Annotated in this window: 13 protein-coding genes; 6 read left to right on the top strand and 7 right to left on the bottom strand. The window is 61.3% G+C overall.

Annotation, left to right across the window (positions count from 1 at the left end; translation table 11 throughout):
• Positions 1–26: 26 nt before the first annotated feature.
• Positions 27–3641, top strand: a complete 3615-nt coding sequence (locus VJ651_RS15455; RefSeq protein ID WP_324108308.1) for an indolepyruvate ferredoxin oxidoreductase family protein — start codon at positions 27–29, stop codon at positions 3639–3641.
• Between the two features lie 76 nt (positions 3642–3717).
• Positions 3718–4263, top strand: coding sequence for a nucleotidyltransferase family protein (locus VJ651_RS15450; protein WP_324108307.1), 546 nt, complete (start codon positions 3718–3720; stop codon positions 4261–4263).
• A 63-nt stretch (positions 4264–4326) separates the two neighbouring features.
• On the opposite strand, the gene VJ651_RS15445 is transcribed toward VJ651_RS15450, so the two are convergent.
• Positions 4327–4662 carry a hypothetical protein gene (locus VJ651_RS15445; RefSeq protein ID WP_324108306.1) on the bottom strand — a complete coding sequence of 112 codons (336 nt, stop codon included), beginning with the start codon at positions 4660–4662 and terminating at the stop codon, positions 4327–4329.
• 48 nt (positions 4663–4710) lie between these two features.
• Here VJ651_RS15445 and VJ651_RS15440 point away from each other — a divergent pair, with 48 nt between their 5' ends.
• Positions 4711–4974 carry a hypothetical protein gene (locus tag VJ651_RS15440; RefSeq protein ID WP_324108305.1) on the top strand — a complete coding sequence of 88 codons (264 nt, stop codon included), beginning with the start codon at positions 4711–4713 and terminating at the stop codon, positions 4972–4974.
• A 66-nt stretch (positions 4975–5040) separates the two neighbouring features.
• Entirely contained in the window at positions 5041–5910 is an 870-nt protein-coding gene (locus VJ651_RS15435; protein ID WP_324108304.1) for a DUF72 domain-containing protein, read from the top strand.
• On the opposite strand, the gene VJ651_RS15430 is transcribed toward VJ651_RS15435, so the two are convergent.
• The 6 genes from VJ651_RS15430 to VJ651_RS15405 all read right to left on the bottom strand — a co-directional run bounded on the left by VJ651_RS15430 (position 5827) and on the right by VJ651_RS15405 (position 11230).
• Positions 5827–7260: a bifunctional serine/threonine-protein kinase/universal stress protein gene (locus tag VJ651_RS15430; RefSeq protein WP_324108303.1), complete on the bottom strand. Its 1434-nt coding sequence runs from the start codon at positions 7258–7260 to the stop codon at positions 5827–5829. The genes VJ651_RS15435 and VJ651_RS15430 overlap by 84 nt on opposite strands.
• Before the next feature lie 2 nt (positions 7261–7262).
• A complete protein-coding gene (locus VJ651_RS15425; RefSeq protein WP_324108302.1) occupies positions 7263–8006 on the bottom strand; it encodes a metallophosphoesterase family protein in 744 nt (247 codons plus the stop codon).
• Between the two features lie 86 nt (positions 8007–8092).
• On the bottom strand, positions 8093–8539 hold the full coding sequence (locus VJ651_RS15420; protein WP_324108301.1) for a cyclic nucleotide-binding domain-containing protein: 447 nt from the start codon (positions 8537–8539) through the stop codon (positions 8093–8095).
• An 8-nt stretch (positions 8540–8547) separates the two neighbouring features.
• Positions 8548–9249 (bottom strand): 7-cyano-7-deazaguanine synthase QueC, encoded by a 702-nt coding sequence (gene queC / locus VJ651_RS15415; RefSeq protein WP_324108300.1) that lies wholly within the window; start codon positions 9247–9249, stop codon positions 8548–8550.
• An 88-nt stretch (positions 9250–9337) separates the two neighbouring features.
• Entirely contained in the window at positions 9338–10090 is a 753-nt protein-coding gene (locus VJ651_RS15410; protein ID WP_324108299.1) for a DUF3108 domain-containing protein, read from the bottom strand.
• Positions 10091–10114: 24 nt separating this feature from the next.
• Positions 10115–11230, bottom strand: coding sequence for a DUF3108 domain-containing protein (locus tag VJ651_RS15405; protein WP_324108298.1), 1116 nt, complete (start codon positions 11228–11230; stop codon positions 10115–10117).
• Positions 11231–11436: 206 nt separating this feature from the next.
• Between VJ651_RS15405 and VJ651_RS15400 the strand changes: the two genes are divergently transcribed.
• Positions 11437–12111, top strand: a complete 675-nt coding sequence (locus VJ651_RS15400) for a PhaM family polyhydroxyalkanoate granule multifunctional regulatory protein (RefSeq protein ID WP_324108297.1) — start codon at positions 11437–11439, stop codon at positions 12109–12111.
• 454 nt (positions 12112–12565) lie between these two features.
• Positions 12566–15574 carry a molybdopterin-dependent oxidoreductase gene (locus VJ651_RS15395; protein ID WP_324108296.1) on the top strand — a complete coding sequence of 1003 codons (3009 nt, stop codon included), beginning with the start codon at positions 12566–12568 and terminating at the stop codon, positions 15572–15574.
• Positions 15575–15741: the final 167 nt, after the last annotated feature.

Raw genomic sequence — 15741 nt, 5'->3', positions numbered from 1 at the left:
AACACAATTTTTGGCCTGGAGACCGAATGAATGCACCCCTGAATTCCGGGCAGCGTCAGCTGCTGGAAAACATTTCCCTCGACGACAAGTTCACGCTGGAGCGCGGCCGCGCTTTCATGACCGGCACGCAAGCCCTGATCCGCTTGCCAATGCTGCAACGCCAGCGCGACGTTCTGGCGGGATTGAATACCGCCGGCTACATCACCGGCTATCGCGGATCTCCGCTCGGCAATGTCGACATGACCGCGATGAAGGCGAAGAAATATCTCGAAGCTCATCACGTCAAGTTCCATCCCGGCATGAACGAAGACCTGGCCGCGACCGCCGTATGGGGGACGCAGCAGGTCAACCTGTTTCCGGGAGCGAAGTACGACGGCGTGTTTTCGATGTGGTACGGCAAGGGGCCGGGCGTGGACCGCTGCGGCGACGTGTTCAAGCACGCCAACATGGCCGGCACCGACAAGAACGGCGGCGTGCTGGTGCTGGCCGGCGACGACCATGCGGCGAAATCTTCCACCGCAGCGCATCAGAGCGAGCACATCCTGAAAGCCTGCGGGATTCCGGTGCTGTATCCGTCCACGGTGCAGGAATATCTCGACTACGGCCTGCATGGCTGGGCCATCAGTCGTTACACGGGTTTATGGGTGGCGATGAAATGCGTCACCGACCTCGTCGAGTCCGGTGCTTCGGTCGAACTCGATCCGGATCGCGTGCAGATCGCATCGCCCACCGATTTCGAATTGCCGCCCGGCGGCCTCAACATCCGCTACCCGGATGCGGTGCTGGAGCAGGAAGCGCGCATGAACCACTACAAGTGGTATGCCGCGCTGGCCTATGTCCGCGCCAACAAGCTCAACCGGATCATCTGGGACAGCCCGCGTGCGCGCATCGGCATCATCACCGCCGGCAAGTCCTATCTCGACACGCGTCAGGCCCTGTATGACCTCGGCATCGACGAAGCGGCCGCGCGGGACATCGGCATCCGCCTGTACAAGGTCGGCATGACCTGGCCGCTGGAGGCCGAGGGCGTGCGCGCCTTCGCGCAGGGCCTGGAAGAAATCATCGTGGTGGAAGAGAAGCGCCAGATCCTCGAATACCAACTGAAGGAAGAACTCTACAACTGGCGCGACGACGTGCGTCCGCGCGTGGTCGGCAAGTTCGACGATACCGGCGAGTGGAGCGGCAACCACCGCGAGGGCCACGGCAACTGGCTGCTGCCGGCGACCTATGAACTGAACCCGGCACAGATCGCACGCGCCATCGCCACCCGCATCTCGAAATACTTCGCCGGCCAGCCGATCGAGCAGCGCGTCAAGGAACGCATCGCCTATCTGGAAGCAAAGGAAGCGGTGCTCAAGGTCGGCAGCGCCAAGCCCGATCCCAACAAGGACCGCATTCCGCATTTCTGCTCGGGATGCCCGCACAACACCTCCACCAATGTGCCCGAAGGCAGCCGCGCGCTGGCCGGCATCGGTTGCCATTACATGGTGCTGTGGATGGACCGCCGCACGGCGACCTTCACGCACATGGGGGCGGAGGGCGTGACCTGGGTCGGCCACGCGCCGTTCACCAACGAGCAGCATGTGTTCGCCAACCTGGGCGACGGCACTTACTTCCATTCCGGCTTGCTGGCAATCCGCGCCGCCGTTGCGGGCAAGGTCAACATGACCTACAAGATCCTGTACAACGATGCGGTGGCGATGACCGGCGGCCAGCAGTTTGACGGCCCGCTCGACCCGGCGATGATCTCACGCCAGATCGCCGCCGAGGGCGTGAACCCGATCGTGGTGGTGACCGACGAGCCGGGCAAATATCCGGCCGGCGTGAACTGGGCGCCGGGCGTGACGATCCGCCATCGGGATGAGCTCGACACGGTGCAGAGGGAATTGCGCGAGGTGAAGGGCGTGTCGGCGATCATTTACGACCAGACCTGCGCTTCCGAAAAGAGGCGCCGCCGCAAGCGCAACGAGTATCCGGACCCGGCCAAGCGCACCGTGATCAACGAAGCCGTTTGCGAGGGCTGCGGCGATTGCAGCGTGCAATCGAACTGCCTGTCGGTCGAGCCGCTGGAAACCGAGTTCGGGCGCAAGCGCCAGATCAATCAATCCTCGTGCAACAAGGACTTCTCTTGCGTCAAGGGCTTCTGCCCGAGCTTCGTCACGGTCGAAGGCGGCCAGTTGAAGAAGCCGAAGAAAGCCGTCGTCAGCGATGACGCGGGCGCGAAGAAGCTGCCGATTCTGCAAGGCAGCAACCTGCCTTATCCCGCGCTGCCGACCACGGAAAAACCCTTCGGCATCCTGGTGACGGGCGTTGGCGGCACGGGCGTGATCACCATCGGCCAGATCCTGGCAATGGCAGCGCACGCCGAAGGCAAGGGTTGCTCCGTGCTGGATATGAGCGGCCTCGCGCAAAAGGGCGGGCCGGTGATGTCACACGTGCGCTTGTCCGATCATCCGGATGAGATCCATTCGACCCGCGTCGGCACCGGTGCAGCCGATCTGGTGATCGGCTGCGACCTGATCGTCACCGCCAGTCGTGATGCCGTGTCGCGCATGGGCGAGGGGCGTACCTACGCGGCCGTCAATTCGACCGGTACGCCGACGGCTGCCTTCGTGAAGAATCCGGACTGGAAACATCCCGGTGCAGCGGCCGAGAACGACATCCGCACGGCTTGCGGCGACGGACGTGCGGACTTCATCGACGCGGGCAAGATTGCCACCGCGCTGATGGGCGACAACATTGCAACCAACATGTTCATGCTCGGCTATGTCTGGCAGAAAGGCTGGGTGCCGCTGTCGGAAGCTGCGGTGATGAAGGCGATCGAACTGAACGGCGTCTCGGTAGAATTCAACAAGCAGGCCTTCGTGTGGGGCCGCAATGCCGCGCACGACTGGGCTGCGGTCGAACGCCTGGCGAAGATGAACGATACTGCCGCGCAAGTGATCGAATTCAAGCGCGCACCGTCGCTCGATGCGATGATCGACTTGCGCGTCGATTATCTGGCGAAGTATCAGAATGCTGCTTACGCACGGCAGTACCGCGACTTCGTCGAGAAGGTGCGCAGCGCGGAACGCGACGTGGTCGATCAGAAACCCTTGCGTCTGACCGAAGCCGTCGCTCGCTACCTGTTCAAGCTGATGGCCTACAAGGACGAGTATGAGGTCGCGCGCCTGCATGCCGACATGGCGTTCAAGGCCAAGATCGAGGGCATGTTCGAAGGTGACTACAAGCTCAAGTTCCATCTCGCGCCGCCTTTGTTTGCGAAACGCGATGCGAACGGGCACCTGATCAAGCAGGAGTTCGGTCCCTGGATGATGAAAGCCTTTGGCGTGCTTGCGAAATTCAAGTTCCTGCGTGGCGGTCCATTCGATATTTTCGGCCATACCGCGGAGCGCAAGACGGAGCGCGCGCTGATCGGGCAGTACCGGCAAACAATGGAAGCGCTGTTGCCGAAACTGACGGAAGGAAATCTCACAAAGGCAGTCGCGATCGCCAGCATTCCGGAAGACATTCGCGGCTTCGGTCACGTGAAGGAAAAGAACCTGAAGGCAGCCAGGGAGAAGGAATCGGCATTGCTGACTGCATTTGATGCGCCAAATGCACCGAATGCAACGGCGAAGACTTCACAGCAGGTTGCCTGAACCGGTTTAACTAGGCACTACCGCCATCCCGAACCCAAGCGGGATGGCGTTTTTTTTTATTACTTCGGACGAGCCAATGCAGCAGCAAATACTTCGCGAATGGATCGCCTCCGACCCGCTGCGCATGCGTGCGTTGCGCATCGCGCGCGATCTCGCCTTGCCCGACTGGTGCATCGCGGCCGGCTTCGTGCGCAATCTTGCCTGGGACAAGCTGCACCGCTTCGAAATTCCAACGCCGCTGACCGATATCGACCTGATCTACTTCGACCCCGAACGCGCGAGCAAGGAACACGAGCGCGAGATCGAGGCGCGCCTTGCGGCAATCGACACGGAGCTGCCATGGTCGGTGCGCAATCAGGCACGCATGCATACACGTAACGGCGACCAGCCTTACAAGTCCACCATGGACGCCATGAGGTATTGGGTCGAGCTGGAAACAGCCATCGGCGCGAGGCTCGATGCGGATGGGCGGATCGAGATCATCAGCCCGTTCGGCCTCGACAGCCTGTTCGCGAAAAAGATCACCCCCAACCAGAAGCACTACAAGCCGGCGGAGTTCTCAAGAAGGCTGTCGAAGAAGAACTGGCTCTGGATCTGGCCGGAGCTGAAAGTCGATGTGTGAGCGTGTGCGCACCGTGCCCAAGCATGCGGCGCGCAGAGTCATTGCAGGGCGTCAAGGCCGGCATCAGGCATCCAGCAGCTGATAGCGCAGCGCCGAGAGTTCGATATGCGTGAGGATGACCGCGCTCTTCAACTCGTAATTCATGCCGTCCGCGGGATGGATCTTGTTCTGCGCCTGGTCGCTGATGCGCGCCAGATCGTCGACGCTTTGCCGTACACCGCGTGCGTCCCGCGATTTCAGCGCGCGTTGTGCCTGGCTGGAACGCTGGCCGAGCTGATGCACATAATCTTTCAATTCTTCCGGCACGCTGCTATCGGAGTGGCAGGCGCGCATGGCGTGATAAATGGTGCGGTCGATGAAACCGAGCCGCTGTTGAATGTCTTCACTTTGCACGTTCATTCAAGACTCCTGTTCGAACCTTGGTCAAGGATCAATCGCTAAGCTCTGATGAAGTCTGAAATCGATTCGGTCAAGGTCCGAGGAATCAGAGAAACAGTGAAGGCTTCGTCAGAGCGCTGGTTTGATGATTTGTTAACAGCGAAGTTCCTGATGAAAAAATGTTCATTGTGGTGGACGTTCTTGGTCAATGCGCTCCCGGAATACAGTGATTCGGTCAGCCGCGTCGTCGTGCTGAAAGACGCGGAAAGCCTATTCTGCACCTCGCTTCGTCCGGGATCAATTCGCACTGCACAATGTCTAACAGCCAATTGAACCGAGGGAAATTGATGCGCTGCGCAATGCGTCCGCCTTGCCATACCGCGCGATGGGAGCAGGTGCATGGATGGAGATGTTGTGCCGGGAGTCGGCGCGTCACCCTGGCCCGGTGAAGTTTCCGGCGGCCTGCATATCGGCTGCGCAGGATGGAACTTGTCGAGCGCGATGCAGGAATATTTTCCGGAAGAGGGCAGCCATCTGGAGCGCTATGCAAGCGTCTTTCCTGCAGTCGAGATCAACACTTCATTCTACCGCCCGCATCGCCCGGTGACGTATGCGCGCTGGCACGACAGCGTGCCGGATGCATTTCGCTTTTCAGCAAAGATTCCGAAGGAAATCACGCATGCACTGCGCTTGCGAAACGTCGAGCAGGCGTTGAGGAAGTTCATCGGTGAAGTGAGTCACCTGGGCGAAAAGCTGGACTGCCTGCTGGTCCAGCTCCCGCCCCGATTGCAATACGAAGCGTCGACGGCCGAGCGCTTCTTCCGTGCCTTGCGCGAGCTGACCCCGGTGTCGATCGTGTGCGAACCGCGTCATGCGACCTGGTTTTCCGATGCGGCCGCCGCGACCCTGGCCGCGCATGATATTGCCTATGTGACTGCCGATCCGCCGGTCGCTCCGCTGCCGGAACGCGCGCATGCCGCACGCACGATCTACCTTCGGCTGCATGGTTCACCGCATGTCTATCATTCGGCCTATTCCGAGGAAGAACTGGATCGGATTGCGGATGGCATCGAGCACGATACGCTGGCCGGCAAATCCGTGTGGTGCGTCTTCGACAATACCGCCAGCGGAGCGGCTGTGCCAAATGCATTGGCCTTGCTCGGTCGCGTGCGTCGGGCTCCGGCCTCAGGCGCCGGGCGCGTTGGCGCTGCTGCCGGCGCTCTTGACCACGGTCACCGTGCAATCCGCCTGCGCAACGACTTGCGATGACACGCTGCCGAGGTAGCGGCGCAACGCCGAGCTGCCGCGTGAACCGATCACGATGTGATCGACGTCATTGATCTTGGCGTAATCGACGAGCGCGGCTGCAGGATCGGGCGCTTCGAGCACATGGAAGGTAATCTTGTCGTGCGGGATGGCAAGCGGACGTGCCCAGTGTTTCAGGCCCACCAGATGCTTCACATGGAGATTGCGCCCTTGCTTGTCGACGAATTCGTCCATGCCGATGCGATTGGTTTTCTGCACCGTCACGCACGCGAGTCGCGCGCCCGGTTCGGTCTGCAATACGCGGCGTGCTGCGAGGCGCAGCGCATCGGCCAGCGCTTCCGAATTGTAGTTGAGGTCGATCGCCACCATGATGATCGGCGCGCGCATGAGTTGCTGCGAGGCGGATTGTTGCGGCATCGGCTCCATGCCGATGGCATGGAGCCAGCGGCGCGTTACCGTCAGGAAGCCATCGCGCGCCTGCTTGTAGGCACGCTCGGTGAGTTGCACCTGATCGGGGTTCTGCAGGTCAAAGGCAAGTTGCGCGGCAGTGTCATGACGCGCGGCCGGATCGACTTCCAGGCAGCGCAAAATGATTTCCTGCAACCATAGCGGAATCTTGTCGTTGAACGCGCGCGGCGGCGTCGCGTCGCGATACAAGCGGCGGCGCAAGCCGGACACCGAGGTCGGATTGCCGTGCGGCCGCTCGCCGGTCGCAAGGTGATACATCAGCACACCGAGCGCGAACAAATCGCTGCGCGGGTCGTTGCGGATGTGCAGCACTTGTTCGGGCGAAATGTAGGGACCGGTCCCCATCGGCAGGCGGAATTCCTCGGCCAGCAAATCGGGCAGCTTGTCGTGGCGCGACAGGCCGTAATCGATGAGAATCGCTTCCCCGGTCTCGCGGAACATGATGTTGCTCGGCTTGATGTCGAGATGGATCACGTTTTGCCGATGCAGATCGTGCAGGGCGGAGGCCACCTTGATGCCGATGTCCACCACCTCCTCGATCGGCAAGGGCGCCTCGTCGAAGCGCGAGCGCAGCGATTTGCCGGAGATCAGTTCCATCACGATGTAGGGCTGACCGGTGAAGTCGCCGGCGGACACATAGTGCGGTACGTGAATGCCCTTGAGCTTGGGCATGATCATCTGCTCGACCTCGAAACCGACGATCGCAGCCGGATCGTTGTGGTCGCCGAGGATGGGAATCTTCATCAGCAGCGGTTCGGACGGCGCGTCCTGGTCGGCATCGACGCGCACCACGCGCCAGAGCGTGGCCATGCCGCCCTTGTGCAGCCTTTCTTCCAGACGGAAATCGTCAATCACCATCCCCGCTTCCAGACGGTTATGACTCATGGCTAACGTCCGTGCTCAAGCCGGTTGCCGATGCTTTGCGGCAGACCCGCCTCGCGAATCTTGGCGGCCGTGGTTTCGTAATCGTAGGGAACGCGGAAGTAGATCAGTTCATGCGTGACGTCGTCGAACAAGGCGTAGCATGCGGCCGGATTGCCATCGCGCGGCTGCCCGACCGAACCGGGGATGACCAGCCAGCGGCGCTGCGTCCCGAGCGGAATGCTGCTGTCGCCAGTCGGGACGAAGGAGGAGACCTTGCCGGTCGGCGACAGGTTGTACAGGGCGGGTTCGTGCACGTGGCCGCAAAAGGTGATGCGGCAGCGCGTCGCGTACATGCTCTTGATCGCTTCCAGCGTGCCGGCCACGTATTCCCAGCTGCGCGGTTCGGCCGCGGTCGCATGCACGAACAGGCAGTTGTTCCATTCATGCGTCAGGGGCAGCCATTCGAGAAACTTCAATTGCTTCTCGTTGAGTTGCGCACGGGTCCATTCGACTACCTCGCGCGCCTGTGGATTCATGTGCTTGCCGGGCGCCGCCGTAACCGCGGCATCATGGTTGCCGAGCACCGCGAAGGCGCCGCGCTCGACATAGTCCATCACGGTGTCGACCACCCAGCCCGGATCGGCACCATAGCCGACCAGGTCGCCGAGGAAAGCGTAGCGTTGCGCCTTGCGTTCCTCCGCATGAGCAAGGCAGGCGGCCAGCGCTTCGCGATTGGCGTGGATGTCGGTGAGTACGGCGATCAGCATGGAATTCTTCAGAAAGAGATATCTATTTTGCAAGCAGGCTTGCCAATACTGACATCGTACTCCTCGATTCTTTGAGTTTGCTTACACTAGCCCAGCGTCATGATCTCGTTGGCATGGCGCAGCCGCTGCGACAGCAGCACCGCGATATTGCGGAACAGCTTGGACGAAATGTCGGGCAGCGCAGCGATGTCGTCGCCGTCCAGCCGCAGCACGCGGCAATGATTGATCGCCTTGACAGAGGCGGAACGGCTGCGGCACTCGATCAGGGACATTTCGCCGAAACACTCGCCCGGGCCGAGCTCCTGCAACAGTTTCTGCACGCCGAACGAGCGCTTGTAGATGCCGGCCTTGCCCGACAGCAGAACAAACAGGTGGCGATCCTGTTCGCCTTCGCGGATCGGATACTCGCCCGCGCGGCATTCGACCAGCTCGGCCTGCTCCAGCAAGCGCGCGAGTTCCGCTTGCTCCAGGCCGCGAAACAGATCGAGCTTGAGCAAGAGCTGGTAAGTCTCGGGTGCGCAATGGACGGACATGGTTTCCTCTAGTTCCCGACGAATTGACGATAACCGCGTGCGCGCAACTCGCACGCCGGGCAGCTGCCGCAGCCATAGCCCCAGTCGTGCAGCGCGCCGCGCTCGCCAAGGTAGCAGGTATGCGTGTCGCTGCGGATCAGGTCGACCAGCGCCTGTCCGCCCAGATCCTGCGCGAGCCGCCAGGTGGACGCCTTGTCGATCCACATCAGCGGGGTCTCGACCTTGAGGCGGGTCGCCATGCCGAGATTGAGCGCAACCTGCAGGGCTTTCATCGTATCGTCGCGGCAATCCGGATAGCCGGAGAAATCGGTTTCGCACATGCCGCCGACCAGCACATCCAGGCCGCGCCGGTAGGCCACGGTGGCCGCGACCGTCATGAACAGCAGGTTACGTCCTGGCACGAAGGTGTTCGGCAATCCGTTGTCCTGCATCGCAATTTCCACATCGCGCGTGAGTGCCGTGTCGGAAATGGTCGACAGCAGGGACAGGTCGATCATGTGGTCGTCGCCCAGCCTGGCATTCCAGTCGGGCGAGAGGGCGCGCATCTTTTGCAGTAGGGTGGGGCGCACGGTCAGCTCGATCGCGTGCCGCTGGCCGTAGTCGAAGCCGATGGTTTCCACGCGCGGATAGCGGGCTAGCGCCCATGCCAGGCAGGTGGTGGAGTCCTGGCCGCCGCTGAACAGCACCAGTGCGCCGTTGGAAGAAGTCATGTGAATACCGGATATCAAGATTGCGGCACATCCATGCCGGGAGACAAAGGATTGTAGCCTGTGCGCGCGAGGGTGGGAATCCGCCGTATCAGGACGACTTCTTGCTGATGCTTTCCAGCGTCTGTTCGATATAGTCGCCGTCGCTTTCTGAATAGCGTATGCGCGCCGGATACCATTCCTGCTGCGGCGCCAGCCAGATGTCGATCTGCTGGTCGCCGGAATCAGGCTCATGCACTCGCGTCACATGCAGCGTGTTGAGCGTGCCGAGCGCGGTCGCGATCTTTTCCTGCTTCAAGACCTTGAAGGTCCATGCATGCGCATCGTTCCTTCCGGCTACCGAAAAGGTCCACTCCGATCCTGGCTTGAATTTTCCATGCGCGGCGCGCGCGATGGCGATCAGTTGCCAGACCGCGCTGCTGCGGTCCTGCTCGCCGCCGCTGAGCGGGTAAGTGTCCTCGGAGCCTGAAAAGCGGATCACGCCGGCGCTGCGGTCGAACGAGGTGGTGGTCGCGCCCTTGCGAAAGCGTTTCTCTGTAAAGCTGGTCGGCGCCAGGCCGTAGTCGTCGATGACGCCTTCGCTGCGCGCATCGAGAATTTTCCCGACCAGCATGGCGCGCGCCTCATTCGCGACGGAAAACTTCTTGTCCGCCGTCTCCCATTTGACGACCGCTTCACCTTCGACCGGAAAGCCTTTTTGCCGCGACATGATCTTGTAGCTCAGGTCCACCGAGGGCGGGATGTTGACGTGGTATTTGACAGCGGTTCCGGCTGCCAGCAGCGGAACGGAAATGCCGAGAGCGAGAATCGTGGCCAAGGTTTTGTGCAAGAGAGGAAGCTTCATGAATCTTTCAGGTAAAAAGCAGTTTCAGTGCGCCAGCGGTGTGAGGGACGACAGGGCCATGTCGAGGAAGTCGCCGCTGGCATAGGTGTAGCGTACCTTGACGGGATACCATTCCCGTTGCGACGCCAGCCAGATATCGATTTTCTGGTCGTGCGATTCCGGACGCGGCGTGCGTACCACGTGCCAGGCGGCGAGTTTGCCGTAAGGCGTCTCGATTTCCTCTTCGCCGATCACCTGGATGCGCCAGGTATCTGCGTCGCGCGGTCCGGCGACCACCACGTCCATCTCCGCGCCGGGCTGGAACTGGCCGGGATCGCCGCGTCCGATGCTGGCCAGTTGCCAGATGACGCTGGCACGGTCCTGTTCGCCGCCCTTGTACGGGTAGACGGCCTCGGATGCGGAAAAACTGATCTTGCGCTGCTCATGCTGGAAATGCGTGTTGGTCAAGGACTTGCGCCACGGCTTCTCGCTGTACAACACCGGCGCGATGCCGGTATCGTTGATCATGCCTTCGCTGCTGAAGTTCAGCACCGTGATCTTGAAAAAGAGCGAGATGCTGGCTTCGCCCGTCACGCGATAGTTTCCGCCTGCCGACTCCCAGCGGAATGCGCCGCTACCGTACCACTTCTGCTCGTCCCGCAGCGCGAACACGTCGTAGGTCAGTTCGGCAGAAGGCGGCGGGTCGATCTTGTAGGGCGCGGCTGCCTGCGTTTCATTGGCGGGCGGAGCCGGTTCGATACTCGCCTCGGGAGGCGGCGTCTGCGGCGTGTCGGCCGCCACGGCGTCGCCGGCCGCCTCCGGCAGGATGTCCGTCGGCTCGACTACGACCGGCGCCGGCACGGACTGCGCTTCCTGGACTGGTGGCGGCGCTGCGCGGTGACGGCGCTTCGGCTTCGGTTTCAGTTTCGGTTTTGCGATCCCCGCTGACGGCGGGGCAATGATCTTCTTCGGCTCGGTCAGCAGCGCGGTCGTGATGACGGTCTGAGTCTCGTCGCGCCAGGACGGCATGCCGATGTGGCCATTGGCCCAATTGAACGCCAGCAGATGCAGCAGCAGCGAAGCGAGCAGGATGACAACCCAGCGCCTGGATCGGGCGTCGGCGGATTGCGGTTCTGCCATGGGGGAACGAATGAAAGCCATTCTGCTAGTGTAACAACCTCTGGCGGCCGATTGCAGAGGGATGAAATAGTTGTTTCAGGGCAATGCATCGGCCTTGCGCGGCAGCTTCAACAATACAGTCTCGTGCGCTCGCATTTTTGTGGGAGCGCAAGGCGGAACCTATATCATTTTGACCACTCCACCTAATCTGCTACTCTCAGCGATATTTCGAGACTTGGAGAGAAATCATGGTGAAGCCGACAATGCCCAACATCCCGGGAATGGGAGCGATGACGGACACGCTTGATTTCGTCAAGAACCTGTGGGGCAGCATGGGCGTCCCGGGCATGAACATGGCCAACATGAATATTCCGGGCATGGTCATGCCAAGCCTGTCCGTCGAAGAAATCCAGAAGAAGATCACCGACCTGAAGGCGGTGGAAACCTGGCTGAATCTCAACACGAGCATGCTGCGCAACACGATACAGGCGCTGGAAGTGCAGGCCGCCACCCTGTCGACGCTGCAGACGATGGGCGAGAGCTTCACGGCCAGGATGACCTCGGGCGCGCATGCGCACAACGCCCCCGCTGCGCCGGCGGCCCAGGTCCATAACGGGCACGGCGATGGCACAGGCACCGCTGCCCATGAGCACGAAAAACTGCACGGCGCTCCGGAACCGACCAGCAAGGATCAAACGGATGCCGCGGCGCTGACCGCGCCGCTGGTCAATGCCGCGGCATGGTGGAACATGCTGCAGGAACAATTCACGCAGGCCGTCGGCAACGCGATGACGGCGGAAGCGCCGCATGCGAGCTCTCCCGCGGAGAAGCCAAAAGCAAAGCCGAAGGCCAAATCATCCTCGGCGGCCGCCAGCACCGCCGCCACCAGTGGCACTGCCCGCAAGCGCAAAACCTCAAAGTAGTCATGGTGATGTGACCGATAGTGCCGCCGGTCGATCGGCGGCTGGCGCCTGTCGGCCGTCGATTCCGATGAGTCGATTTGGGCAAGATCGAATCACCGGCGTTCGGCGCATTTCATCTGTGATGTTGCAAAGACTCCAAGGAGTTCCCGCGCTCTCTTTCCCGATTCTTGATATGCATCAAGAAAACGCGCGCGCACGAAAAATTGCTTCGCGAATTGCTGTGCACGCGCTGAGCCATACAGTACTGTATTGACTTAGGTCAAGTTTCAGCCGGCTCAGGCCGGCGCAGCGCTACAGGTTCATGGTGGTAATCGAAAATCGCGTGATGGGAAAAAGTGATCAATGTGCACTTAGTTTGAATCACTTGGCGATTGCTGGTCTGGCTAGACTCTCCTCTGCAAATAAAACGACTGTCCGTTGGCGTGACGCTGCGGATTTTTACGAGGGGAGTTACATGGCCTTAGCTGAGGTTAAATTCTCGGCGCTGCTCTTTGGGCTGAAGCACGTGTTGCGGTTGATGGCTGGCCGGCACAAGCATTTCAAGCAGCGTCTTGCCGAAAAGAACATCACCGTCCAGATGTGTACCGCCGACAAGGCCGTTGCGCGTCATTTCACATTCCGTAATGGCAACGTGAGTTCATCGCGGGGATGGCACGACTCTCCCGATATCACGATCACGGTCGCCAACGCGGCGCTCGGCATGAAGCTGTTCGCGCTGCATGTCGATCAGGTCGAGCGCGTCGAAGCGATCAAGAATTTCCAGCTCAAGGCGGAAGGTCCGGATGATCTGGTGGTCTGGTTCACCCAGACCATGAACATGATCCCGACCCTGCACTGGGAGCATGGCACCGACATCGGCAATGGCGTCAAGCGCTACGTGACCAATACCAACGGCGGACCGCTGTTCGTGTATGTCAAGGATGGCAAGATTCTGCGCATGACGCCGCTCGAGTTCGGCGACGACGATGCGGCGACCTGGTCGATCGAAGCGCGCGGCAAGCGGTTCACACCGCCGCGCCAGACCACTGTCGCACCTCACACCATGTGCTCGAAGTCGACCATCTATTCCAAGTCGCGCCTGTTGTACCCGATGAAGCGTGTCGACTTCGACCCGAACGGCGAGCGCAACTGCGAGAACCGCGGCATTTCCGGCTATGTGCGCATCAGTTGGGAAGAGGCGCTGGACATCGTGGCCAACGAGATCAAGCGCGTCAAGCGCGACTATGGTCCCGGCGCGATCATGGGCAACCACGGCTCGCATCATACCTGGGGCAACATCGGTTACTACATCAGTGCCGCCTACAAGTTCTTCAACGCCATCGGCACCACCAAGGTCGTGCACAACCCGGACAGCTGGGAAGGCTGGTACTGGGGCGCGATGCACCACTTCGGCTACAGCATGCGCGTTGGCCAGACCGAGACTTACGGCCTGGTCGAAGACCTGATGAAGGAAGCGGAGATGGTGGTGTTCTGGTCGGCCGACCCGGAAGCGACCAGCGGCTCCTATTCCGCCTTCGAAGGCACCTCGCGCCGCCAGTGGCTGCATGAACTCGGCATCGAGCTGGTGCACATCGATCCCTACTACAACCACACCGCTGCGCTGCTCGGCGGGAAATGGATTGCTCCCAAGCCAGGCACCGACGCCGCGATGGCGATGGCGATCGCTTACGTGTGGATCACCGAAGGCACCTACGACAAGAAATTCGTGGCCGACCGCAGCATCGGTTTCGAGAAGTGGCGCGACTACCTGCTCGGCAAGGAAGACGGCATACCGAAGACGCCGGAATGGCAGGAGCCGGAATCCGGCGTGCCGGCGCGCGATGTGCGCGCGCTGGCCCGCCAGTGGGCGCGCAAGAAAACCTACCTCGGCGCAGGCGGCTGGGGCAACGGCCACGGCGGCGCGTGCCGTTCCGCGACCGGCATCCAGTGGGCGCGCACGCTCGCCTGCCTGATGGCGATGCAGGGCATGGGTCGTCCGGGCGTCAACTACGGCTTGCTGCAGTGGGGCACGCCGGTCGATCTCTCGTTCTCCTTCCCGGGCTATTCCGACGGCGGCATGTCGGGCGACCTGGAAGGCACCGCGCTCGGCGTCAGCCTCTACCTGCGCATGCCGCAGCTGCCCTCGGTGAATACGCCGAGCCAGAAGGTGCCGCGCCTGCAGATTCCGGAAGCCATCCTCGAAGGCAAGGCGGAAGGCTATCCATGGGACGGCAAGACCATTGAAGGCCAGTTCCAGAAGTTCAGCTATCCGAAGGCAGGCCATGCGCCGGTCAAGATGCTGTACAAGTACGGCGGCGCGTCGATCGGGACGATGAACGACTCCAACCGCTACGTCAAAGCCTACCGCACCGACAAGCTGGAATTTGTCGTCAACCAGTCGATCTGGCTGGAAGGCGAGGCGAAGTTCGCCGACATCCTGCTGCCGGCCTGCACCTCCTTCGAGCGCTGCGACATCAGCGAATTTGGCGGCACCGGCGGCTACGCCTTGCACGGCCAGACGCAGATGAACCACCGCGTGATCCTGATGCAGCACAAGTGCATCGAGCCGCTCGGCGAATCGAAGTCGGACTTCCAGATCTTCACCGAACTGGCATCGCGCCTCGGCCTGGGCACCTACTTCTGCGAGGGCATGAACGAGATCGACTGGGTCAAGCGCATGTTCGACGCATCCGATCTGCCGAAGCACATCTCGTGGAAGGAATTCCTCAAGAAGGGTTACTACGTCGTTCCGCCGTCACCCGAAGACCGGCGCGATCCGCCCTCGCTGCGCTGGTTCTACGAAGGACGCAAGAAGGATGTGCCGGAGCCGCATCCGCTGCCGGGCGACTATACCGAGGAGTTCGGCGAAGGCTTGCAGACGCAGTCGGGCAAGTTCGAATTCGAATGCTCCAGCCTGAAGCGCTTTGATGCAGATGACCCGGAACGTCCGCCCATCGTGAAATACCTGCCGTCCTGGGAAGGCCCGCGCTCGGAGATCTACAAGCGCTACCCGTTGCAGATGCTGTCGCCGCACTCGCGCTTCAGCTATCACACCATGAGCGACGGCAAGGAAAGCGCGATCAATGACATCGAAGAGCATCGCGTGAAGGTCGACGGTTACTACTACTGGGTGATGCGCATCAATGCGGAAGATGCGGCCCAGCGCGGCATCAGGATGCACGACCTGATGCGTGTCTACAACGATCGCGGCGCGGTGATTTGCGCGGCGCACGTGACCGAGCGCCTGCCGCGCGGCGTGGTGCATGCGTATGAGTCGTCGGCGGTCTACGACCCGGTCGGCGAACCCGGCTACTCGGTCGATCGCGGCGGCTGCGTCAACCAGCTGACGCCGAAGCGTTCCATCGCCAAGAAAGTGACCGGCACCGCAGCCAATTCCTGCCTGGTCGAGATCGAGAAGTGGGACGGCAGCGGCGAACTGAGGCCGAAGCCCGTGCCTGCTGCGGAAAAGGAGGCGGCACTGTGAAGAAATGGAATCTGGTAATCGACATTGCGAAGTGCTTCAACTGCAACTGTTGCGCGCTGGCCTGCCATGACGAATACCACGGCAACGAATTTCCGGGCTACGCGGCGGAGATGCCCAGGCTGGGACACCGCTGGATCGACATCAAGCAGCGCGAGACCGGCAAGCAG

Source organism: Noviherbaspirillum sp. (genome assembly GCF_035254865.1).
Lineage (GTDB): Bacteria > Pseudomonadota > Gammaproteobacteria > Burkholderiales > Burkholderiaceae_D > Noviherbaspirillum.
Note: the sequence above shows the minus strand (reverse complement) of the source record. Positions and strands in the feature narration are given on the sequence as shown.